The organism is Curtobacterium pusillum (assembly GCF_013359865.1).
Lineage (GTDB): Bacteria > Actinomycetota > Actinomycetes > Actinomycetales > Microbacteriaceae > Curtobacterium > Curtobacterium pusillum.
On record NZ_JABMCE010000074.1, the window covers coordinates 1 to 22,202 of the forward strand.

19 protein-coding genes, 1 tRNA gene and 1 pseudogene are annotated in these 22,202 nt (G+C 71.1%); 9 read left to right on the forward strand and 12 right to left on the reverse strand.

Translation table 11 applies throughout. The features are described from left to right. Positions 1 to 186: hypothetical protein (locus HP507_RS17570; RefSeq protein ID WP_217508632.1), on the reverse strand; the 186-nt coding region annotated here is incomplete at its 3' end. A 217-nt stretch (positions 187 to 403) separates the two neighbouring features. Between HP507_RS17570 and topA the strand changes: the two genes are divergently transcribed. The 5 genes from topA (at position 404) to HP507_RS08545 (ending at position 5,969) form a co-directional block, all read left to right on the forward strand. Continuing rightward, positions 404 to 3,205 carry a type I DNA topoisomerase gene (gene topA, locus HP507_RS08525; protein ID WP_175351364.1) on the forward strand — a complete coding sequence of 934 codons (2,802 nt, stop codon included), beginning with the start codon at positions 404 to 406 and terminating at the stop codon, positions 3,203 to 3,205. Further along, complete coding sequence (gene tmk / locus HP507_RS08530; protein WP_175351365.1) at positions 3,202 to 3,837, forward strand: dTMP kinase; 636 nt, start codon at positions 3,202 to 3,204, stop codon at positions 3,835 to 3,837. Before topA ends, tmk begins: the two co-directional genes overlap by 4 nt. Before the next feature lie 25 nt (positions 3,838 to 3,862). Next, positions 3,863 to 5,005, forward strand: coding sequence for a DNA polymerase III subunit delta' (locus HP507_RS08535; protein ID WP_175351366.1), 1,143 nt, complete (start codon positions 3,863 to 3,865; stop codon positions 5,003 to 5,005). Positions 5,006 to 5,228: 223 nt separating this feature from the next. Beyond that, positions 5,229 to 5,852, forward strand: coding sequence for a TetR/AcrR family transcriptional regulator (locus HP507_RS08540; RefSeq protein WP_175351367.1), 624 nt, complete (start codon positions 5,229 to 5,231; stop codon positions 5,850 to 5,852). Positions 5,853 to 5,896: 44 nt separating this feature from the next. Next, a tRNA-Thr gene (locus tag HP507_RS08545) sits at positions 5,897 to 5,969 on the forward strand. A 60-nt stretch (positions 5,970 to 6,029) separates the two neighbouring features. Here the strand turns inward: HP507_RS08545 and HP507_RS08550 are convergent. Further along, the gene (locus HP507_RS08550) at positions 6,030 to 7,703 is read right to left on the reverse strand and encodes an HAD family acid phosphatase (RefSeq protein WP_175351368.1); all 1,674 of its coding nucleotides are present in this window, start codon (positions 7,701 to 7,703) and stop codon (positions 6,030 to 6,032) included. Between the two features lie 171 nt (positions 7,704 to 7,874). On the opposite strand from HP507_RS08550, the gene HP507_RS08555 reads away from it, so the two are divergent. From HP507_RS08555 to HP507_RS08570, 4 genes are all read left to right on the forward strand, one after another. Further along, positions 7,875 to 8,858, forward strand: a complete 984-nt coding sequence (locus HP507_RS08555; protein ID WP_175351369.1) for a Gfo/Idh/MocA family protein — start codon at positions 7,875 to 7,877, stop codon at positions 8,856 to 8,858. Between the two features lie 93 nt (positions 8,859 to 8,951). After that, complete coding sequence (gene dacB, locus HP507_RS08560) at positions 8,952 to 10,445, forward strand: D-alanyl-D-alanine carboxypeptidase/D-alanyl-D-alanine endopeptidase (RefSeq protein ID WP_254701020.1); 1,494 nt, start codon at positions 8,952 to 8,954, stop codon at positions 10,443 to 10,445. A 23-nt stretch (positions 10,446 to 10,468) separates the two neighbouring features. After that, on the forward strand, positions 10,469 to 11,089 hold the full coding sequence (locus HP507_RS08565; protein ID WP_175351370.1) for an isochorismatase family protein: 621 nt from the start codon (positions 10,469 to 10,471) through the stop codon (positions 11,087 to 11,089). Beyond that, entirely contained in the window at positions 11,086 to 12,591 is a 1,506-nt protein-coding gene (locus tag HP507_RS08570) for an NAD-dependent succinate-semialdehyde dehydrogenase (protein WP_175351371.1), read from the forward strand. The genes HP507_RS08565 and HP507_RS08570 overlap by 4 nt, the downstream gene beginning before the upstream one ends. Positions 12,592 to 12,687: 96 nt before the next feature. On the opposite strand, the gene HP507_RS08575 is transcribed toward HP507_RS08570, so the two are convergent. The 10 genes and pseudogenes from HP507_RS08575 to HP507_RS08620 all read right to left on the reverse strand — a co-directional run bounded on the left by HP507_RS08575 (position 12,688) and on the right by HP507_RS08620 (position 22,130). Further along, positions 12,688 to 14,520: an ABC transporter ATP-binding protein gene (locus tag HP507_RS08575; protein WP_175351372.1), complete on the reverse strand. Its 1,833-nt coding sequence runs from the start codon at positions 14,518 to 14,520 to the stop codon at positions 12,688 to 12,690. A gap of 7 nt (positions 14,521 to 14,527) precedes the next feature. Beyond that, positions 14,528 to 14,743 (reverse strand): hypothetical protein, encoded by a 216-nt coding sequence (locus tag HP507_RS08580; protein WP_022907338.1) that lies wholly within the window; start codon positions 14,741 to 14,743, stop codon positions 14,528 to 14,530. Between the two features lie 259 nt (positions 14,744 to 15,002). Further along, positions 15,003 to 16,415: an MFS transporter gene (locus HP507_RS08585; protein ID WP_175351373.1), complete on the reverse strand. Its 1,413-nt coding sequence runs from the start codon at positions 16,413 to 16,415 to the stop codon at positions 15,003 to 15,005. 192 nt (positions 16,416 to 16,607) lie between these two features. Then, positions 16,608 to 17,252 (reverse strand): annotated as a pseudogene (ribA, locus tag HP507_RS08590) (GTP cyclohydrolase II); the annotation flags it as partial. Between the two features lie 11 nt (positions 17,253 to 17,263). Next, complete coding sequence (gene ribD, locus HP507_RS08595) at positions 17,264 to 18,316, reverse strand: bifunctional diaminohydroxyphosphoribosylaminopyrimidine deaminase/5-amino-6-(5-phosphoribosylamino)uracil reductase RibD (RefSeq protein WP_175351473.1); 1,053 nt, start codon at positions 18,314 to 18,316, stop codon at positions 17,264 to 17,266. A 57-nt stretch (positions 18,317 to 18,373) separates the two neighbouring features. Continuing rightward, positions 18,374 to 18,979, reverse strand: a complete 606-nt coding sequence (locus HP507_RS08600) for a GNAT family N-acetyltransferase (RefSeq protein ID WP_175351375.1) — start codon at positions 18,977 to 18,979, stop codon at positions 18,374 to 18,376. Positions 18,980 to 18,981: 2 nt separating this feature from the next. Continuing rightward, the gene (trpS, locus tag HP507_RS08605; protein ID WP_175351376.1) at positions 18,982 to 19,992 is read right to left on the reverse strand and encodes a tryptophan--tRNA ligase; all 1,011 of its coding nucleotides are present in this window, start codon (positions 19,990 to 19,992) and stop codon (positions 18,982 to 18,984) included. A 37-nt stretch (positions 19,993 to 20,029) separates the two neighbouring features. Then, complete coding sequence (locus HP507_RS08610) at positions 20,030 to 20,872, reverse strand: exodeoxyribonuclease III (protein ID WP_175351377.1); 843 nt, start codon at positions 20,870 to 20,872, stop codon at positions 20,030 to 20,032. A gap of 127 nt (positions 20,873 to 20,999) precedes the next feature. Beyond that, a complete protein-coding gene (locus HP507_RS08615) occupies positions 21,000 to 21,272 on the reverse strand; it encodes an HPr family phosphocarrier protein (protein ID WP_175351378.1) in 273 nt (90 codons plus the stop codon). A gap of 87 nt (positions 21,273 to 21,359) precedes the next feature. After that, positions 21,360 to 22,130: a DeoR/GlpR family DNA-binding transcription regulator gene (locus tag HP507_RS08620; RefSeq protein ID WP_175351379.1), complete on the reverse strand. Its 771-nt coding sequence runs from the start codon at positions 22,128 to 22,130 to the stop codon at positions 21,360 to 21,362. Positions 22,131 to 22,202 lie beyond the last annotated feature (72 nt).

A 22,202-nucleotide genomic window follows, 5' to 3' on the forward strand; every position in this document is an offset into this window, starting at 1 on the left:
GGCCGGCGTCGCCCTCGTCGTCGTCACGTCGGCGCTCGCCGCCGCCGGACTCCGCGTCGCGACGGTCCGTGCCCAGGCCGCGGCGGACGCCTCGGCACTCGCCGCCGCGGCCGCCGTCGTCGGACTCGTGCCGGGCGACGCGTGCACGGTCGCGGCACGCGTCGCAGAAGCGAACGGAGCGTCCATGGGTGCGTGCGGGACAGCCGCCTCGTCCGCCCGGGTCCGCGTCGTGGTCGACGGCGGACCGTTCGCCGTGGGCGCAGACGCGGTCGCGGGTCCGGCGGACGACCAGCCCGAACACTATGTGTATGGTGTGCCTGTCGGCCCCCGGTCATCGGTGCCCCGGTCGACCCGGACGCGCTCGTCGTCCAGGGCCGACGCGCACCATCGATCAAGGAGACACGTGCCAGGCACGAAGAAGCTCGTCATCGTCGAGAGCCCCGCGAAGGCCAAGACGATCGCGCAATACCTCGGCGACGGATACGAGGTCCAGGCGTCCGTCGGACACATCCGTGACCTCGTCGAGCCCAAGAACCTGCCCGCGGAACTCAAGAAGGGTTCCCTCGGCAAGTTCTCGGTCGACGTCGACAACGGCTTCGAGCCCTACTACGTCGTGTCCGACGCGAAGAAGAAGACGGTCTCCGAGCTCAAGCGGGCGCTGAAGGAAGCCGACGAGCTCTACCTCGCGACGGATGAGGACCGCGAAGGCGAGGCCATCGCGTGGCACCTCCTCCAGGTCCTGAAGCCCAAGGTGCCGGTCAAGCGCATGGTGTTCCACGAGATCACGAAGGAGGCGATCCAGCGCGCGCAGGAGGCCACCCGTGAACTCGACACCGCCCTCGTCGACGCGCAGGAGACCCGCCGCATCCTCGACCGGCTCTACGGCTACGAGGTCTCGCCGGTGCTCTGGCGCAAGATCGGCCCCGGGCTCTCCGCCGGTCGCGTGCAGTCCGCCGCCACCCGCCTCGTCGTGGACCGGGAACGCGAGCGTCTCGCGTTCGTCTCCGCCAACTACTGGGACCTCAGCGCGCGCTTCGAGAAGGAGGGCGACGCCGCCTTCACCGCTCGACTCGCTCGCGTCCAGGGCACCCGTGTGGCCTCCGGTCGGGACTTCGACGACCGTGGTGCGTTGAAAGGCGACGCCGTCCGACTCGACGAGGCCGCCGCCGCTGCGCTGACCACGGTCCTCGAACGCGCCGGCGACGCCACGGTCCGCAGCGTCGAGTCGAAGCCGTACACCCGTCGTCCGGCGGCGCCGTTCACGACGTCGACGATGCAGCAGGAAGCCGCTCGCAAGCTCCGCCTCTCGCCGCGTCAGACCGCACGTGCCGCTCAGACGCTCTACGAGAACGGCTACATCACCTACATCCGTACGGACTCGGTCAACCTCTCCAAGCAGGCCCTCGACGCCGCTCGGAAGCAGGCTGCCGACCTCTACGGTGCCGCGACCGTCCCGGACAAGCCGCGTGTCTACGCGAGCAAGAGCAAGAACGCGCAGGAAGCGCACGAGGCGATCCGACCCGCCGGCGACACGTTCCGCACGCCGGCGCAGCTCGAGGGCACGCTGACCGGCGTCGAGTGGCGGCTCTACGACCTCATCTGGAAGCGCACGATCGCCTCACAGATGGCGGACGCGAAGGGCTCCACAGCGTCGATCGTGCTGGGCATCAGCTCCGACGAGCCGGTCGAGGGCATCGCTGCCACGGCGAACGGGACCGACGCCGAGTTCACGGCGTCCGGCACCGTGATCACCTTCCGCGGCTTCCTCAACGCGTACGAGGAAGGCCGCGACGAGGACCGCCACGAGTCCTCCGACCGTTCCGGGACCGACGTCGCGCTGCCCGACGTCAAGGAAGGCGAGCACCTCGGCGTCGACGACGTCGTCGCCAAGGGTCACGACACGACCCCGCCGCCGCGGTACACCGAGGCGAGCCTCATCAAGACGCTCGAGGACCTCGACATCGGGCGTCCGTCGACGTTCCCGACGATCAGCCCGACGATCATCGACCGCGGGTACGTCTCGCTCCGCGGGACCCAGCTCGTGCCGAACTGGATCGCGTTCAGCGTGGTGCGGCTGCTCGAGGACTACTTCGGTGACCTCGTGCAGTACCAGTTCACCGCCGACATGGAGGCCGACCTCGACCGCATCGCCAACGGCGACGCCGACCGGGTCGACTGGCTCAAGGAGTTCTACTTCGGCGGCGGCGACCAGCGCGGTCTCCGGACGGTCATCGACAACCTCGGCGAGATCGACGCGCGGGAGATCAACTCCGTCGAGCTCGCCCCCGGTCTGACGCTGCGCATCGGTCGGTACGGCCCCTACATCGAGGTCCCGAGCGACGACCCCGAGAAGCCGCGCCGCGTGAACGTCCCCGAGGACCTCGCGCCCGACGAGCTCACCGCCGAGAAGGCGCGCGAGCTCGTGGACGCCCCGGTGCTCGGCGACCGCGTCGTCGGCATCAACCCGGAGACCGGAAAAGAGGTCCTCGCGAAGGACGGCCGGTTCGGTCCCTACGTGACCGAGCGCACCCCGGAGCCGGAGCCCGCCGTCGACCCCGCCACCGGCGAGGTCCTCGACCCGGCTGCAGCGCCCGACGCCGTCGAGGCGCAGACCGCCACCGCGACGTCGACGACCACGAAGACGACCACCGCGAAGAAGGCGCCGGCGAAGAAGACGACCAAGAAGGCCGCGGCGCCCAAGGAGCGCACCGCATCGCTCTTCAAGTCGATGGACCCGCAGACGGTCGACCTCGAGACGGCCCTCAAGCTGCTCGACCTGCCCCGCACGGTCGGCAAGGACCCCGAGTCGGGCGACGACATCACGGCGCAGAACGGCCGGTACGGTCCGTACCTCAAGAAGGGCACCGACACCCGGACTCTCCCGAGCGAGGACGCGATCTTCGACATCGACCTGCCCGGTGCCCTCGAACTCTTCGCGCAGCCGAAGTACGGCGGACGCCGCGCCGCCAGCGCTGCGCTCAAGGAGTTCGACGCCGACCCGGTGTCCGGCAAGCCGATCAAGATGAAGGACGGCCGTTTCGGCCCCTACGTCACGGACGGCGAGACCAACGCGACGATCCCGCGCGGCGAGGACGTCGAAGCGGTCGACCACGCCCGTGCCGTGCAGCTCATCGCGGACAAGCGTGCCAAGGGCCCGGTGAAGAAGAAGACCCCGGCGCGGAAGCCCGCGGCCAAGAAGAAGTGACCGGCCGGTTCATCACGCTCGAGGGCGGCGACGGTGCGGGGAAGACCACGCAGGCCGAGCTCCTGACGGCGTGGCTCGAGGAGCGCGGCCGGACCGTGGTCCGCACACGCGAACCGGGCGGCACCGACCTCGGCGTCCGGATCCGCGAGATCGTCCTGCACGAGCGCGGACACGTCGCTCCGCGCGCTGAGGCACTGCTGTACGCCGCCGACCGCGCGCACCACGTCGAGACGCTGGTACGACCGGCGATCGCCCGTGGTGACGTCGTGCTGCAGGACCGTTACATCGACTCGTCGGTGGCCTACCAGGGCGTCGCCCGTGGTCTGGGCGCCGAGCAGATCCGATCGTTGTCCGAGTGGGCGGCGGACGGTCTGGCGCCGGACCTCACCATCCTGCTCGACCTCGACGTGGCCGTCGGCAGAGCCCGCGTCGCCGCGGCCCGTGGTGACACGTTCGACCGACTCGAGTCCGAGGCCGAAGCGTTCCACGAGACGGTCCGGCAGGCGTTCCTCGACATGGCGGCCGCCGAGCCCCGGCGCTTCCTGGTCGTCGACGCCGGTGCCTCGGCGCCGGAGGTCCAGCGGGCGATCCGCTCGGCGGTCGGTCCGCTGGTCGGGATCGACGAGGGATGACGGTGGCGGCTGGCAGGATGGTCCCGTGAGCGTGTGGGACGGCCTGACCGGGCAAGAGGAAGCGGTCGCATCGCTCCGGAACGCTGCCGAGTCGCCGGACGGCACGGGTGGCATGACGCACTCGTGGCTGATCACCGGCCCGCCCGGGTCCGGCCGGTCGAACGTCGCGTCCGCCTTCGCGGCCGCACTCGTGGGCGACGGACCCGATGACGACCACACCCTGCAGCAGATCACGGCGAAGACGCACCCCGACGTCTCGGTGCTCACGACGCAGTGGGTCATCATCACGATCGACGAGATCCGGCAGCTCGTGACGTCGTCGCACTACTCACCGTCGGTGGGTCGCTACCGCGTCGTCATCATCGAGGACGCCGACCGCATGACGGAGCGCACGTCGAACCTGCTCCTCAAGGCGCTCGAGGAACCGCCGGAGCGCACGGTGTGGATCCTCTGCGCGCCGAGCGAGGCCGACCTCCTGCCGACGATCCGTTCCCGCGTCCGATCGGTTCGGCTCCGAGTCCCCGGCATCGAGTCCGTCGCCGACCTCATCGTCGCGCGCACCGGCGTCGACCGGGCGCTGGCGATGGACGCGGCCCGCCAGGCGCAGAGCCACATCGGGATGGCGCAGCGCCTCGCCACGAGCGAGGACGCGCGCGACCGTCGGCGTCGGACGCTCACCACGGTCCTCGGTGTCCGCACGGTCGGCGACGCGGTGATGGCCGCTGCGGACCTGCTGGCGGTCGCCGACGAGGACGCCAAGGCGATCACGCAGCAGCGCGACGCCGAGGAACGCGATGCCGCCCTGCGGTCCCTCGGCATCGAGCCCGGGGGGACGATCCCGCCGGCGCTCCGGTCGCAGCTGCGCCTCCTCGAAGAGGACCAGAAGCGCCGTGCGACGCGCAGTCTGCGCGACGGGCTGGACCGCATCCTCGTGGACGTCTCGTCGCTCTACCGCGACCTGCTGCTGCTCGGGCTCGGCGCGCCCGCGGAACCCGTGAACCTCGCCATGCGGGAGCACCTCGACCACGCGCTGCAGTCGGTGCCACCGGCCGCGGCGCTCGAGGTCCTCGACGCCGTCGCGCTCGCACGGCAGCGCATCGCCGCGAACGTCGCGGCACTCCTCGCGCTCGAGGCGCTCCTCGTCACGATCGCCCGCGCCAGCCGCTGACCCACGGCGTCGCACGCGGCGCGCCAGACACGCGGCGCCCGCGCGAGCCGTTGACTCGCGGCATCGCACCCCGCGCCCGAGACGCGACCGCCCGCCGGACGGGAGGCACGGTGCCAGCCCGCACCGTGCCTCCAGTCCGACAGTCCGACAGCCCGACAGTCATCGGTCTCGTCGCGTGACGCGCACGCCGCCGCCCCACTGCCGCGCGTGGGACAATCACCGCATGTCCGACGCAGAACCCGGCCTGCGCGAGCGGAAGCGCCGTGCCACCCGGCTCGCGATCCAGCAGGCGGCGCTCCGCATCGCGATCGACGAGGGTCTCGCGGCGGTGACCGTCGACGAGATCTCCCGCCGCGCCGACGTGTCGCCGCGCACGTTCTTCAACTACTTCCCGAACAAGGAAGGCGCGCTCCTCGGCGACGACCCGACGCTGCCGGACGACGCAGTCCTGGCGGACTTCATCGCCGGTGGGCCGGAGCGCGACCTGCTCGCCGACCTCGGCGCGCTGCTGGTGCACTCGACGCGTGAGCTCATCGAGGAGCGCGGACTGATCGAGGAGCGGCAGCAGGTCCTGCGAGCCGCTCCGGAGCTGTTCACCCGGCGGATGGAGTCGATGAAGGAGTTCCAGGCTGCGATCGAACGGGCGGTGGTGGCGCGGCTGGAGGGAGCGGGTACCGAGGGCGGCGACCTCCGTCGGCGGTCACGCCTGGCGTCGCTCGTCGCGCTCGCTGCCCTGCGCCACGCGTGGTGGGAGTGGTCCGATGCCGGAGGCGACACGCACCTGGTCGACGAACTGGAGCGGTCGTTCGCCGACCTCGACGCGCTCGTTTCGCGTTCGCTCGCGTGAACCTGTATAGTTGTGACCCGTGCCGCTCCGGCAACGGAGCGCCCGCCGCCTTAGCTCAGTCGGCAGAGCGATTCACTCGTAATGAATAGGTCGTCGGTTCGATTCCGACAGGCGGCTCCGGAGAAAACCCCGGTCAGACAGGTTCTGACCGGGGTTTTCGTCATCGGGGGAGCGGGTTCACGGCAGGTAGTACGTCGGATTGGGCAGCTTCACGCTGCGGTCCGCCGAACCGCCCAGCAGGTCGCTGTACTGGTCTCCGAAGTTCGCGACGACGTCGTACCGCCCACCGGCGCGCGACTCGATGTGCGCTCGCGTCTGGGACTTGTACTCGACGGTGGTGCACTTGGCCGTGGCGCAGGTGATGTACGACGGCTGCTGGGACGCCCCGACGCCGGTCCACTTGGTGTAGTAGGTCTGGGTGCCGTTCTTCGTCGCGGTGAACTGCGGGTACCCGACCGTGTTCAGGTTCTCGATGGTGGCGGTCTTCTGGTCGTCGTTCCGTCCGGTCAGCCCGATGATCGTGCAGCCGGAGCGCTGGGCGATCGACACGAGGGAGGTCGTGGACGGGGTGGCGGGGAAGCGTTCGTCCTGGACCCATTCGTCCTGGCGTGCGGTGTCGAAGACGAAGTGCATGTCCGCGACCTCCATGTCGTAGGTCCACAGGGTGGTGTCGTCGGCGTCGAGCACGATGGCGGGGTTGCGGTGCAGCTTCCGGCCGACCGCGCACTGGGCGGCGACGACGGGGGCCTGGCGCGCGACGATGGAACGCATCTCGCGGATGTAGGGCGAGTCGGTGCGGTTCGCCAGTCCGGTGCCGGGGTCGCCGTAGTAGGTGGCGATGGTCTTCTTCACGGAGTCGATGTTCGGGATGCCCTCGCCGCCCTGGGTGGCACCGGAGGACCCGTCCGCCGCCATGGTGAACTGCGTCCGGGGCGTCAGGCGCGGCTCGGAGACGCCGGGCAGGTCGGCCGACGGCAGGTAGTAGGTGGGGTTCGGCAGCTTCACCGAGCGGTCGGCGTACCCGCCCTGCAGGTCGCTCCACTGGTCGCCGATGTTGAGGGTGATGTCGTAGCCGAGGTCCTGCTCGATGTGCTTGCGCGTGAGGGCCTTGTACTCGACGGTGGTGCAGGCGGCCGCGGCGCAGGTGATGTACGACGGCTGCTGGGACGCGCCGACGCCGGTCCACTTGGTGAAGAACCGGTCCTGTGTGAACGCGGTGTAGCCGACCTTCGACAGGTTCTGCACGGTTGCGGCCTTCTGGTCGTCGTTCCGGCCGGTCAGGCCGAAGACGGTGAAGCCGAGCGCCTGCGCACGGTTGACGAAGCCCACCATCGACGGGACGGCGGGGAAGCGTTCGTCCTGGACCCACTCGTCCTGGCGTGCGGTGTCGAAGACGAAGTGCATGTCCGCGACCTCCATGTCGTACGTCCACAGGGTGGTGTCGTCGGCGTCGAGCACGATCGCCGGCTTCTCACCCCGGCGCACGGCGGCGTCGCGGATGTGCTGCAGGCCGGCGCTCTGCCGGGAGACGATGGAACGCATCTCGTCGATGTACGGGGAGTCGGTGCGGTTCGCCAGTCCGGTGCCGGGGTCGCCGTAGTAGGTGGCGATGGTCTTCTTCACGGAGTCGATGTTCGGGATGCCCTCGCCGCCCTGTGTGGCACCGGAGGACCCGTCCGCCGCCATCGTGAAGTGCGTCCGCGGTGTCAGCGAGCGGTCTCCGGCGGTGACGGACGTGCCGTGCCCGGGCGAACTCCAGCCGTGCGCGTCCGCCGGTGTGACGCCGACGAGGGTGGAGGTGAGGACGATGGCCGCGCTCGTGGCGACGACGGACAGGACGGATCGGCGCATGGAGACCTGATCGCTTTCTGCTCAGGGAACGGCCGTCGACCGGCGGCCCGGGTTCCACCCCCGTTCGGGGGTTGTGGCAGCACGTTAGCTGGCAATCACCCGTGGAGTCCATAGCAGAGTGCTGCGGACGGCCAGCGGCGTGGCTGCGCACCCCACTGGTAGACAGGACGCATGACGGTTCGCTGGGGAGTCATCGGCACGGGCGGCATCGCACGCTCCTTCGTGGGCGACTGCACCGCCGCGGGCATCGAGTTCGTCGCGGTCGGCAGTCGCACGCGGGCGAGCGCGGAGTCGTTCGCGGCCGAGTTCGGGATCCCGCGCGCCCACGGTTCCTACGAGGAGCTCGTCGCCGACGACGGCGTGGACGCCGTGTACGTCGCCACCCCGCACTCCCGGCACGCCGAGGACGCCCTCCTCGCGATCGAGGCCGGCAAGCACGTCCTCGTCGAGAAGTCGTTCACGATCACGGCCGACGAGGCCCGCCGCGTGGTCGGTGCCGCCCGCCGCGCGGACGTCGCCGTGATGGAGGCGATGTGGACGCGCTTCCTGCCGCAGATGTCGATGATCCGCGAGCTCGTCACCGAGGGCCGGATCGGTCGGGTACGCCTCGTCGAGGCGACGCACCACCAGGCGCTCCCGAGGGACCCGACGCATCGCCTGAACGACCCGGCCCTCGGCGGCGGCGCGATGCTCGACCTCGGCATCTACCCGATCTCGTTCGCCGTCGACGTGCTCGGCGTCCCGACCTCGGTCGTCGCGGCCGGGACCCTGAGCGACCAGGGCGTCGACACGCAGATGGGGCTCGTGCTCACGCACGAGGGCGGGACGCAGTCGATGCTCCACTTCGGACTCGACCTCCGGAGCCCGAACACCGCGTCGGTGATCGGCGAGGCGGGGCGCATCGACCTCGACTCGACGTGGTTCACCCCGACGACGTGGCGGCTCCGGGACCGCGACGGTGCCGTGCTCGAGGAGTTCGACGGTCGGGAGGAGCTCACCGGCTACGAGCACGAGGCCCGCGCGTTCGAGTCCATGGTCACCTCGGGTACCCACGAGGGCGGCCCGATGGACCCCGAGGAGACGATCGCGATCATGGCGCTCATGGACGAGGCACGTCGCCAGGTCGGCGTCCGGTACGCGGCCGACGAGGACTGAGATCGGTCCGGCGGATCGGACCGGCGAGATCGGTCGGGCCAGATCGGCGCTGGGCCTGGAGGCTCCTCCCGCAGTTCCGTAGGATCGTTCGCGATGTCCGACCAGCAGCCCTCACCGCGCTCCGTCACGGATCGCCTGCGCGACGCGCTCGCCGCCGCCCGCGCCTCCGCAGCCCGTCGCCCGGTGCCGTGGATCGCCGGCGGCCTCGCGACGCTGCTCGTGCTCGGTTCCGGCGGTGCGGTCGCAGTGGCCGCGGCGACGATGCCGGAGCCCGCCGGGTCAGCGTCCGCAGCAGCACGGGCGACCGCGTCGAGCACGCCCTCCGCGACGACCGCGGCCCCGACGCCCACGCCGACGCAGACGGGGCGCGCGGTGCCGGACGACGTCGCCGGTCCGTCCGCCCTCCGGACCTGCACGATCTCGAGCGCCGCGTCGGCCAGCGGGCTGGGCGCGTTCGAGGGCTACGTCATGAACGCGAAGACGGGCGAGGTCTTGTTCTCCCGCAACGGCGACAAGGCTGCGCAGACGGGCAGCGTCATGAAGACCCTCACGACGGCCACCGCCCTGGCGGTCCTCGGCGGGGACCACCGCATCCCGACCACCGTGACGAAGGAGTCCGGCGGCGCGATCGCCCTCGTCGGCCACGGCGACGCGACGCTCTCCGCCGGCGGGGCGACGGTCTACCCCGGCGCACCGACCCTTGGACAGCTCGCGCAGCAGGTGAAGGCGAAGCTCGGCAACACCCCGGTGACCACGATCGTCACGGACGACACCTACTGGAACGACGCCGACGCGTGGGACCCGACCTGGCCGGTCAGCGAGCGGACCATCGGCTACCAGCCGAACGTCACGGCGCTCATGGTGGACGGAGACCGGGCGAACCCCGGTGCTGCGACCTCGCCGCGGTCCACCGACCCGGTGGGTCGTGCCGGCTCCCTGTTCCGCACGGCCCTCGCGAACGCCGGCGTCGCCGGTGCCGCGAACGCGCAGATCGTCAAGCGCGCCACGACGAGCACGGACACGATCGCCTCGGTGTCGTCGCAGCCGGTGTCGACGCTCATCGGACAGATGATCCCGAACTCGGACAACACCCTCGCCGAGATGCTCGCGCGCGTGTCGTCGAAGGAGTCCGGCTCGAACGGGTCCGCCGCGTCGCTGACGTCCGTGTACGAGGCGGCCCTCAGGTCGTACGGCGTCGATCCGTCCGGCATCGTCATCAAGGACGGCTCGGGGGAGAGCGCCTCGAACGCCGTGTCGCCGAACTTCGTCGCCCACCTCATGGTGCAGGTCGCCGCCGGGGCGAAGGGCCTCGGCACGCTCGCCAACGCGCTGCCGGTCTCCGGGCAGTCCGGCACCCTCGCGAGCCGGTTCACCGGAGCCAACGCGGTCGCACGCGGCAAGGTCCACGCGAAGACCGGTTGGATCGACAGCGCGAACACGCTCGGTGGCTACATCGACGCCGCCGACGGTTCACGACTGACGTTCGCGTTCTACGCCATCGGGTCCTCCCGCGCCGCGGCGCTCCCCGCGCTCGACGCGGTCACCGCTGCCACCTACTCGTGTGGGAGCAGGCTCACCGGCTCCTGAGCATCCGGGTGTTGGATGGCCCCATGTCCAGGGCACTCCTCGTCGTCGACGTCCAGAACGACTTCACCGAGGGCGGTGCGCTCGGTGTCACCGGCGGCGACGCACTCGCGCGTCGCATCACCGCGTTCCTCGGTCGCCACGCCGAGGAGTACGACCTCATCGTCGGCTCCCGCGACTGGCACCACGGCGACGACGACAACGGCGGACACTTCGCCGGCCCCGAGGGCCCGGACTACGAGACCACGTGGCCGGTGCACTGCGTCGCCGACACCCCGGGCGCGGACTACCACCCGCGCCTCGACTCCGACCTGTTCGACGTCCACGTGTACAAGGGCCAGGGCACGCCGGACTACTCGGCGTTCCAGGCGCGCACGGAGGACGGCGTCCCGCTGCCCGAGGTCCTGGCCGAGCACCGGGTCGTGACGATCGACGTCGTCGGCATCGCGACCGACCACTGCGTCCGGGCCTCCGCACTCGACGCCCGCGCCGCCGGGTACGACGTCGCCGTGTACGACGACCTCGTGGTCGGCGTCGACCCGGAGCGCAGCGCACGAGCGCTCGAGGAGATCCGGACGGTCGGCGGGCACGTCGACCACAGCGACATGGACGAGGGGTTGGCGAACCCCGGAGGAGCAGTACTGTGACCGACACCACCACGACCGGCACCGCCACGACCGTCGCGGACGAGAACGTCTCCGTCGCGGGGGTCCCGACCGGCCTGTTCATCGGCGGCGCCTGGCGTGCGGCGTCCGGCGGGGCGACGTTCCCGGTGCGCGACCCCTCCACCGGCGAGGTCCTCGCCGAGGTCGCCGACGCCACGCCCGAGGACGGCATGGCGGCGCTGGACGCTGCGGTCGCCGCGCAGGACGCGTGGGCCGCGACGGCTCCGCGGGAGCGCTCGGACCTGCTCCGGCGCGCCTTCGACCTGGTGCGCGCGCACGAGGACGACCTCGCGGCGCTCATGACGCTCGAGATGGGGAAGCCGCTGGCCGAGGCCCGCGGCGAAGTCGTGTACGGGGGCGAGTTCCTCCGCTGGTTCTCGGAGGAAGCGGTGCGCATCGGTGGCGACTACCGCACCAATCCGGAGGGCACCGGCCGCGCGATCGTGCTGAAGCGTCCCGTCGGGCCGGTGTACGCCATCACCCCGTGGAACTTCCCGCTCGCGATGGCCACCCGGAAGATCGGTCCGGCCCTCGCGGCCGGGTGCACGGTCGTCGTGAAGCCCGCCGAGCTGACCCCGCTCACGACGCTGTTCCTCGTCGAGCTGTTCCGTCGTGCCGGCCTGCCCGACGGCGTCCTCAACGTCGTGCCGTCGCTCGACGCGAAGGGTCTGTCCGAGCCGATCATCGCGGACCGCCGGCTCCGGAAGCTGACCTTCACCGGTTCGACCCCCGTCGGCTCGGCGCTCCTCAAGCAGGCGGCCGACAACGTCTTGAAGACCAGCATGGAGCTCGGCGGCAACGCCCCGCTGCTCGTGTTCGACGACGCCGACCTCGATACCGCCGTGACCGCCGCCATGCTCGCGAAGTTCCGCAACGTGGGCGAGGCCTGCACCGCCGCGAACCGGTTCTTCGTGCAGGAGGGCATCGCGGACGCCTTCACGGCGGCGCTCACCGCGAAGGTCGACGCACTGCGCATCGGCCGGGGGAGCGAGGAGGACACGACGCTGGGGCCGCTCATCGACGACCGTGCCGTGGACAAGGCCGCTCGGCTCGTCGACGACGCCGTGTCCCGCGGCGCCCGGCTCGTCACCGGCGGACGACGGGTCGACCGTCCGGGGACCTACTACGCGCCGACGGTCCTCGACGACGTGCAGCCGGGTTCGGACATCCTCACGACGGAGATCTTCGGGCCCGTGGTGTCGATCACTCGGTTCGCCACGGAAGAGGAGGGGATCCGGCTCGCGAACGACACCGAGTTCGGGCTCATCGCTTACGCGTACACCTCCGACTTCGCCCGTGGGCAGCGGTTGGCGGAGCGCCTCGAGACCGGGATGCTCGGCCTGAACACCGGTGTGGTGTCGAACGCCGCCTTCCCGTTCGGCGGGGTGAAGTCGTCGGGCCTCGGCCGGGAGGGGGCACACGAGGGCATCGAGGAGTACCTCGAGAGCGTCTACGTGCTGACCCCCGACCCGTTCGCCGCCTGACGCCCCCCGCAAGACGCAACGTCGGCGGTTGCCCGCAGCGGTACAACCCTGCGGACAACCGCGAAGGTTGCGTTTTGCGGGAGCGCGGGACGCGCGTCACACCAGGAGCTGGTGCTTCGCCAGGTCGCGGTACAGCGGCGTGGACTCGACGAGCTCCGAGTGGGTGCCGACCCCGACGACCCGGCCGTGCTCGAGCACGACGATCACGTCGGAGTCGACCACGGTGGACAGCCGGTGCGCGATGACGAGCAGGGTGCGGTCCTCGGCGACGGCGTCGATCGCGAGCCGCATCTTCTGCTCGTTCACCCCGTCCAGCGACGACGTCGATTCGTCGAGCAGCAGGATCGGGGGAGCGGCGAGCAGCGCGCGGGCGATCGCGAGCCGCTGACGCTCACCGCCGGAGAGCATCACGCCGTCTTCGCCGACCTGGGCGTCGAGCCCGCGGGGGTCGCGGTGCAGGACTTCGCCCAGGTTCACCGCTTCGAGCACACGGACGCAGTCGTCCTCGGTGGCGTCCGGCGAGCCGAGCAGCAGGTTCGCGCGGATCGTGCCGGCGAGTACGGGAGCGTCCTGCTCGACGTACCCGATCTGGGCCCGGAGCTCGGCGCGGTCGAGCCCGCGGACGTCGACGCCGCCGAGGCGGATCACGCCGTCGGTCGGGTCGTAGAACCGCTCGATGAGCGCGAGGGTGGTGGACTTGCCCGCACCCGAGGGGCCCACGAGGGCGACACGCGTTCCGCGCGGCACCCGGAAGGAGACGTCGTGCAGCACCACGTCGTCGACAGGGGCGGCGTCGTCGAGGTGATCCGGGCCTCCCGGCAGTGCTCCGTCGTCACCCGCCGCCTGGGCGGGACGCGCGTACCGGAACGACACGTGCTCGAACGTGATGGCGTCGTCGGTCTCGACGGCGGCCGCGACGCGCACCGCTGCGTCGTCCTGCGCCTCGGTCGGCAGGTGCAGGATCTCCTCGATCCGGCCGAGCGCGCCGAGTGCCTGCGCGACGGCGACCGCCGCACCCATCGCCTGCCCGAGCGGCATGATCATCATGAAGAGCAGCAGGATGAACGTGATGAGCGTGGCGATCGTGATCGTCCCGGCTGCCACCTGGGCACCGCCGACCCCGAGGACGGCGATGAACGCGACCTGCATGACGATGCTCGCGACCGGCACGACGAACGCCGACATCTTCGCGATGTCGAGGCCGCGCCGGTATGCCTCGGTCGCATGGCCGTCGACCTCGCCCACCTCGCGCTCGGTGGCTCCGGCGGCCCGGATCGTGCGGACGGCCCCGATGCCGCGCTCGACGGCAGCGGTGAGGTCGCCGACCTTCTCCTGCGCCTTCTTCGACGCGACGCGGATGCGCCGGCTGAGTCCCCCGACGACGACGATGGCGATGAGGACGATGACCACCACGATGCCGAGGAGCAGCGGGTCGATGATCGCCATCGCGATGACCGCGCCGATGAACGTGAGCGCGCCACCGATCGACTCGATGAGGCCCTGGGTGAGCACGGCGCGGAGCAGCGTCGTGTCGCTGCCGACGCGGGAGACGAGGTCGCCGGTGCGGCGGGTGTCGAACTCGGAGATCGGCAGGTTGAGGATGCGCGCGATGAGCTTGCGGCGGGTCGAGAGCACGACGCCCTCGCCGGCGCGCTGCAGCAGGAAGTGCTGCACGCCGTTGAGGACGCCCGACACGATGACGAGCGCCACGAGGATCCACACGAGCGTGCTGAGGGTGTTGCCGTGCTGCACGGCTGTGACCACCTGGTTCACGAGCAGCGGCTGGGCGAGCGAGGCACCGGCACCGAGGATGCTCAGCACGATGATGACGATCATCGCGGGCTTGTTCTCGAACAGGTAGCTCAGGAGTCGGCCGAAGCTGGCGCGGGGGCCGTCGGTCTTCTTGGGTCGCGCGAAGGGGGAGCTCATCGTGTTCCTAGTTTCTGCCGTACTTCTTGTGCACTGCCTGGCGGCTGACGCCGAGCAGCGTCGCGATCTCCTGCCACGAAGCGCCGGCGTTCCGGGCGCGTCGGGCGGCGAGTTCTTCGGTCCGGTCGAGTTCACGACGGAGCTCGCGCACGCTGGCGAGGGCGGAGAACGGGTCGTCTCCGGCTGCCCCTGCGGCAAGGCTCGTGATGGTCGGTCGGTCCATGGCTGTCAACCTACATTGACGCACCGACGGCTGTCAACCTGAGTTGACGGACAGGGTGCGTGCGAGTGCATGTTCCGACATGACACGCGTCGATCCGCCGGTGCGGTGTCGAATCATGCGCCCACACAGGATGCTCGGGCACGTTCCGACATGACACGCGTCGATCGACAGCTGCGGTGTCGAAAAAGGGCGGGCATGCAGACGGACGGGAGGCGCGGTGCCAGCTGGCACCGCGCCTCCCGTCCGTCTGCTGCGTGCGTTACGCGCGCACCTCCGCCGGGGCCGCGTCGGGCTCGCCCGACCGGTCCGCGTCGTCGAGTCCGGCGCTCTTCGTCTCGCGCACGAAGAGGAGCGCGACCAGCGTCACCACCGCGGCGATCGTGAGGTAGAGGCCGACGAGGAAGATGTTCCCGTCCGGCTTCCACAGCGCCAGCGCGATGGTCGGCGCGAGCGAGGCGCCCAGGATCGAGGCCACGTTGTACGCGATCGCCGAGCCGGTGTACCGGACGTTGGTGGGGAAGAGCTCCGGCAGCAGCGCACCCATGGGTCCGAACGTCAGGCCCATCAGCGACAGGCCCACGACGAGGAACGTCACGACCGTGATCGGCCCGGTCGACGCGGCGAACCAGAACTGGAACGTCAGGCCGAACAGGGCGATGCCGATGGTGGTCGGGATGAGCGTGCGGCGACGACCGAACCTGTCGGCGAGGATGCCCGCGATCGGGGTGAAGATGCCGAAGAACACGACGCCGATCATGAGCAGGGTCAGGAACTCGCCGCGGGTGTAGCCGAGACCGGGCTTCGGGACGAGCGGGCCCGCCTCGGCGCCCGTGGTGCCGTAGGACAGTGTGAACGTCGTCATGAAGTAGAAGAGCACGTACGTGGCGACCATCCCGAACGTGCCGATGACCACCGCCTTCCACGAGGTGCGGAACACGCGGCCGAGCGGCACCTTCGCGACCGTCCCGGACTCCTGGACACCGCGGAACACCGTCGACTCGACGAGTCGGAACCGCACGTACAGGCCGATGATCACGAGGACCGCCGAGAGCAGGAACGGGATGCGCCAGCCCCACGCCTGGAACTCCGGGTTCGGGGTGCCGTCGGCACCGGCCGGCATCGCCGCGTTGATCGCGATGAACAGGCCGTTGGCGAGTAGGAAGCCGATCGGGGCGCCGAGCTGCGGCATCGAACCGAACACACCGCGCTTGCCCTTCGGGGCGTTCTCCGTGGCGAGCAGCGCCGCGCCGGACCACTCGCCACCGAGGCCGACACCCTGGGCGAAACGCATCACGGCGAGGAGGACGGGTGCCCAGATGCCGATCGAGGCGAAGGTCGGCAGGCAGCCGATGAGGAACGTGGCGGTCCCCATGACGAGCAGCGACGCGACGAGGGTGGCCTTGCGGCCGACGCGGTCACCGAAGTGGCCGAAGATGATCGAACCGACGGGGCGGGCGAAGAACGCGAGGGCGAACGTGACGAACGACGACAGCTGCGAGGCGGTGGGGTCCTCGTTCGGGAAGAACAGCGTCGGGAAGACGAGCACCGCGGCGGTCGCGTAGACGTAGAAGTCGTAGAACTCGATGGAGGTGCCGACGAGGCTGGCGATCACCACGCGGGAGCGCGGATTGCCTGCGGTCTTCGGGATTGCGGATGCCGGTGCGGCGGACATGGGGTGAGGAGACTCCGTGGGTGACGCTCTCGATGGAGCGCGGCGGTCTTCCGGACGGCGGACACCGGTCGGTTCGCGCGGGGTGGCGCGGACACCGATCGGGTGCGTTCGGCTGATGGGGTTGGACCGCTTGTGACGGAAGCCCTCATCGTACGACAGATGTCGTGAACCTGCGAATCCGCCCAGAGCGGCTCAGGCCAGAGGGCTGCCCGCCTCGAGATGCGTGGGCAGCTGGTGGCCCATCCGGTCCCGCTTCGTGTCCAGGTACCCGGCGTTCTGCGCGGAGATGCCGACCACGAGCGGCACGAGGCTCTCCACCACGATGCCGTGCTCCTCGAGCTGGCGGCGCTTCTCGGGGTTGTTCGAGAGCAGCCGGAGGCTCGTGATGCCGAGGTCGGCGAGGATCCCCGCCGCCCCGCCGTACGCCCGCGAGTCGGCGGGGAAACCGAGCGCGAGGTTCGCGTCGAGGGTGTCGAGGCCGTCTTCCTGCAGGCGGTAGGCCTTGAGCTTGTTGATGAGGCCGATGCCCCGGCCCTCCTGCCCGCGCAGGTAGACGACGACGCCGCCCTCGGCAGCGATCGTGCCGAGCGCCGCGTCGAGCTGCGGGCCGCACTCGCACTTGAGCGACCCGAAGGCCTCGCCCGTCAGGCACTCGGAGTGCACCCGGACGAGCGCTCCGTCTCGCGGTGCGGTGCCGTCGGGTCCGGCGGCGATGATCGCGACGTGCTCGGCGCCCGTCACGAGGTCCCGGTAGGCGCGCATCTCGAACGTCCCGTGCGTCGTCGGGACGTTGGTGGCGACCTCGAACTGGACCGGGCTCCCCGGGGTGGGGGAGGTGAGTGCATCGGTCATCGGGTGCTCCGGTCGTTCTGGGGCCCCGCGATCCCGAGCTCGTCCGCCGCCGGCCGGGAAGCGCGGTGGGGTCGTGCTCGGACCAGCAGATCGGGGCCGAGGCTGGTGGTCGATAGTACGTCCAACCTCCGACGCTCGCCGATGCTTCCCACACCGACGTCATCGAGGGCAACACGCGGACCCCCGAGCAGCACGGGGGCGAGGTACACGAGGTACTCGTCGACCAGTCCCGCCGCGATGAGCGCCGACGCGACGGTCGGGCCGCCCTCGACGAACACCGAGTGCACGCCGTGGTCGCGGAGGGCGCCGAGCGAGGCGGCGAGGTCGTGGCCGGGCAGGGTGACGAGGCCGCGGGGGTGCCGGCGGACGGCGGCGTCGTCGGGGACCGCGCGGTCTCCGACGACGACCGGGAGCGGCTGGTCGGCGAGCAGTTCGCCGGCGTCGCCCCGTGCGGTGAGGCTCGGGTCGTCGGCGAGGACGGTGCCGGTGCCGACGAGGATGGCGTCGTGAGCGGCGCGCTGCTCGTGCACGTGCTGGCGGGCGGCGGCCCCGGTGATCCACTTGCTCGTGCCGTCCGCGGCGGCCGCCCGGCCGTCGAGGCTCGATGCCCACTTCACGGTCACCCACGGGCGCCCGAGCCGCACCGAGACGAGCCAGCGTTCGAGGAACGCCTCGGCCTCGTCGGCGAGCACTCCGGCGACGACGTCGACGCCCCCGGCACGGAGCCGGTCGGCCCCGCCGTGCGCGTCCGCGCCCGGGTCGTCGATCGCGTAGACGACGCGGCCGATCCCCGCTTCGAGCAGGGCGAGGGCGCAGGGGCCGGTGCGTCCGGTGTGGTTGCAGGGCTCGAGGGTGACCACGGCGGTCGCGCCACGGAGGAGCTCGGGAGCGACCTTCGACATCGCGTCGACCTCGGCGTGCGCCGTGCCGGCCCCCTTGTGCCAGCCCTCGGCGAGCACCTCGCCCGCGGGGGAGAGGATGACCGCTCCGACCCGGGCGTGGTCGCCGACCGCGGGGCCGAGCGCGGCGAGTTCGAGACCGCGACGCATCGCGTGGAGCTCTGCCGGGGAGGCCGGCGGCGCAGGGGTGCTGGTCACGGACCGAGACTACCGGCGAGCCGTCGGTGACGCGTCATCCGAGGGTCGCCCGCCGGCGAACGTCTCCGCGGGCCACGGCAGGTCGGACGCCGGTGCCCCGTCGGAACGCCGGAGTCCCTTCCACGCCGTCGTCGGGGCGCCGTCACGACCGGGGATGAGCGCCGCTCCGGCGCCGGTGTAGGAGAACCCCGCCGCACGGGCCACGGCGGCCGAGGCGGTGTTGCCCGCGTAGCACTCCCAGTACACGTCGGGCGCGCCCTGCGCGAAGGCCCAGTCGAGCACCAGGCCGACGGCGTCGTGCATGAGCCCGGCGCCGCGGGCGGACGGCGCGAGCCAGAACCCGAGGTCGCGGTGCGCGGTCCGGTAGCCGATGACGCCCTCGAGCCAGGTGGAACCCGTGCGGCGGATCGCCCACGTGTACTCGCGGTCGGAGGCCCACCCCGGACCCACGAGCGCGTCGACGAACGTGGTGGCGTCCCGCGCGGAGTACGGCGTCGGGATCGTCGTCCATCGCACGATGTCCGGGTCCTGGCAGGCTTCGGTGATCGCCGCCGCGTCCGCCCGGGTGGGCACGTCGAGATGCACCCGGGCGGACGACAGGGTGACGGGGAGCACGGTCAGCGCCGGGTGCGCGGCACGAAGCCGATGCGCTCGTAGACCTTCGCGAGGGTCTCGGACGCGATCGACTCCGCACGCTCGGCACCGACGGCGAGGAGACGGTCGAGCTCGGCCGGGTCGTCGAGGAGCTCCAGCGTGCGGGCGCGCACCGGCTCGAGCTCCGCCACGACGGCGTCGGCGACCTCGCCCTTCAGGTCGCCGTAGCCCTTGCCCTGGAAGGACCCTTCGAGGGCGGACACCGGAGTCCCCGTGAACGCCGACAGGATCGAGAGCAGGTTCGTGACACCCGGCTTCGCCTGGCGGTCCGCCCGGATCTCGCGCTCGGTGTCGGTCACGGCCGAGCGGATCTTCTTGGCGGTGCGCTTCGGGTCGTCGAGCAGGCGGATGAGACCGTTGTCGGAGGCGGCCGACTTGCTCATCTTGCTCGTCGGGTCCTGCAGGTCGTAGATCCGCGCGGTCTCGGAGAGGATGCGCGCCTCGGGCACGACGAACGTGTCGCCGAACCGCGAGTTGAAGCGCGCGGCCAGGTCGCGGGTGAGCTCGACGTGCTGTCGCTGGTCGTCGCCCACCGGGACCACCTGCGCGTCGTACAGCAGGATGTCCGCCGCCATGAGCATCGGGTAGGTGAACAGCCCGACCGACGCGGCCTCGGCACCCTGGCGGGCCGACTTGTCCTTGAACTGGGTCATCCGACTGGCCTCGCCGAAGCCGGTGATCGTGTTGAGGACCCACGCGAGCTGCGCGTGCGCGGGGACGTGCGACTGGATGAACAGGGTCGACTTCGACGGGTCGACGCCGGCGGCGATGTACTGCGCGGCCGTGGCGCGGGTGTTCGCGCGGAGCTCGGCCGGGTCCTGCGGGGCCGTGATCGCGTGCATGTCGACGACGCTGTACACGGCGTCGTAGTCGTCCTGCAGGTCGCGCCACTGCATGAGCGCCCCGATGTAGTTGCCGAGGTGGAGCGATCCGGCCGAGGGCTGGATGCCGGAGAAGATGCGCGTCTTGGTCATGGTGCTGTCCTGTGCTGGAGAAGTGTGGTGGAGCGGGTCAGAGTTCGTAGTCGACGACCACGGGAGCGTGGTCGGACCATCGCTGGTCGTACGCCGCAGCGCGGTCGACCGTGTACCGCGTGACCTTGCCCGCGAGCTCCGGGGTCGCCATCTGGTAGTCGATGCGCCAGCCCGTGTCGTTGTCGAACGCCTGGCCGCGCCAGGACCACCACGTGTAGGGACCGTCGACGTCGCCCGCCTGGGCGCGTCCGACGTCGACCCAGCCGAGACCGGGGCCCGTCGAACCGTCGGCCCCCTCGACCCGCTCGCCGTCGGGACCGAAGAACCGCGAGAAGTAGGCGCGTTCGCGCGGCAGGAACCCGGCCCGCTTCACGTTGCCCTTCCAGTTCTTGATGTCGCGCTCGTCGTGCCCGACGTTGAGGTCGCCGACGACCACCGCGAGCGGGTTGTGCTCACGGAGTGCGGGGAGCCGCTCGGTCATCGCGTCGAGGAACTTCCACTTCTCGTCCTGCTTCGGGGTGTCGACCTCGCCCGAGTGGACGTACGTCGACACCACCGTGACCGTGGTGCCGTCGATCTCGTAGTCGGCCTCGAGCCAGCGGCCGGCGGAGTCGAAGTCCGCGGGCCCGAGCTCGACGCGGTGGATCTGCGCGGAGTGCCGCGAGGCGATCGCGACGCCGGCGCGGCCCTTCGCGGTCGCCGGGTCGTGCACGATGTCCCACTCGTCGCCGAGCAGCCCGGCGAGGTCGTCGCTGGACGCCCGCACCTCCTGCAGCGCGAGGACGTCGACGTCGCGGGTGGCGAGCCAGTCGCCCATGCCCTTCCGGAACGCGGCACGGATGCCGTTCACGTTGACGGATGCGAGGCGCAGGCGTGTCATGCAGAACACCCTATCGGCGGGCGCCGACACCCCCTGCGTGAGACGACGACGGCCTGGAGGCGCGGTGCCGGCGCGCACCGTGCCTCCAGGCCGTCAGGCGGTCGCGCGCAGGGCGCGACGCGCGCGGTCAGGCCGCGTCGTGGTCCGTCTGCAGGAACTCGACCAGGCTGTCGGCCGTCGTCTCGGCGTCGTCACCGTTCACGGTGAGGGTGACCTCGTCGCCGTTCTCGATGCCGAGGCCGAGGAGTGCGAGGATGCTGCCCGCGTTGCCGGACTTGTCGCCCTTCGCGATGGTGACCTGGTGGCCCGACGCCGTCACGGTCTGGACGAAGAGGGAGGCGGGGCGGGCGTGCAGCCCGGACGCGCTGGCGACGGTGACGGTGCGGGTGGCTTCGGACATCGATGAACTCCTAGTCGATGGGTGGTGGCGCTCATGGTAGCGAGCGCCTGGTGGGTGGGTCCGGTGAGCGTGGAAGGGCCGGCGGCGTCAGTCGCGGCCGGGCCAGAACACCTCGGTGCCGGCGGCCTCGACCTCGCGGACGAGGTCGGCGTTCACGCCGGGGTCGGTGATGATCGTGTCGATCGCGGCGAGCGGTGCGACGCGACCGAACTCCTCGCGGCCGAACTTGGTGTGGTCGGCGAGCAGGATGCTCCGCCGGGCGGACTTGATCATGGCGGACTTCACGGCGGCCTCCGCCATGTTGTGCGTCGTCAGGCCCCGCTCGGGCGTGATGCCGTTGATGCTGATGAACGCGACGTCGACGCTGACCATCCCGATGAGCTGGTGCGTCCACGTACCGACGCCGGCGAGCGAGTCGCTGCGGATGTTGCCGCCGAGCAGGTGCAGGTCGATGCCCGGGCGGTTCGCGACGGCCATCGCCACCGGCAGCGAGTGCGTCACGACCGTGAGGCCGCGGTCGGTGGGCAGCATCTCGGCCAGGCAGATCGTCGACGTGCCGGCGTCGATCATGACCGAGCCGTTCTCGGGGAGTTCGTCGAGCGCAGCCTCGGCGATGACCATCTTCTCGGCCTGGTTGATGCCGCCGCGGTCGCCGACTCCGGGGTGCAGGGTGATGCGCTCGACGGGGATCGCTCCGCCGTGGGCACGGCGGACGAGTCCGCGCCGTTCGAGCGAGGTCAGGTCGCGGCGGATCGTCTCCGGCGTGACGGCGAGCAGCTCGGCGAGGTCCTTGACGTCGACCCGGCCCTGCGCGCGCGCCTGTTCGACGATGCGCTGGTGGCGCTCTGGTGCGTACATCGGACCTCGTCGTCTCGGTCGGAACGGAACGGACATGCTCGGGCACGCGGGCGGCAGAGTCGAAGCGAAGCC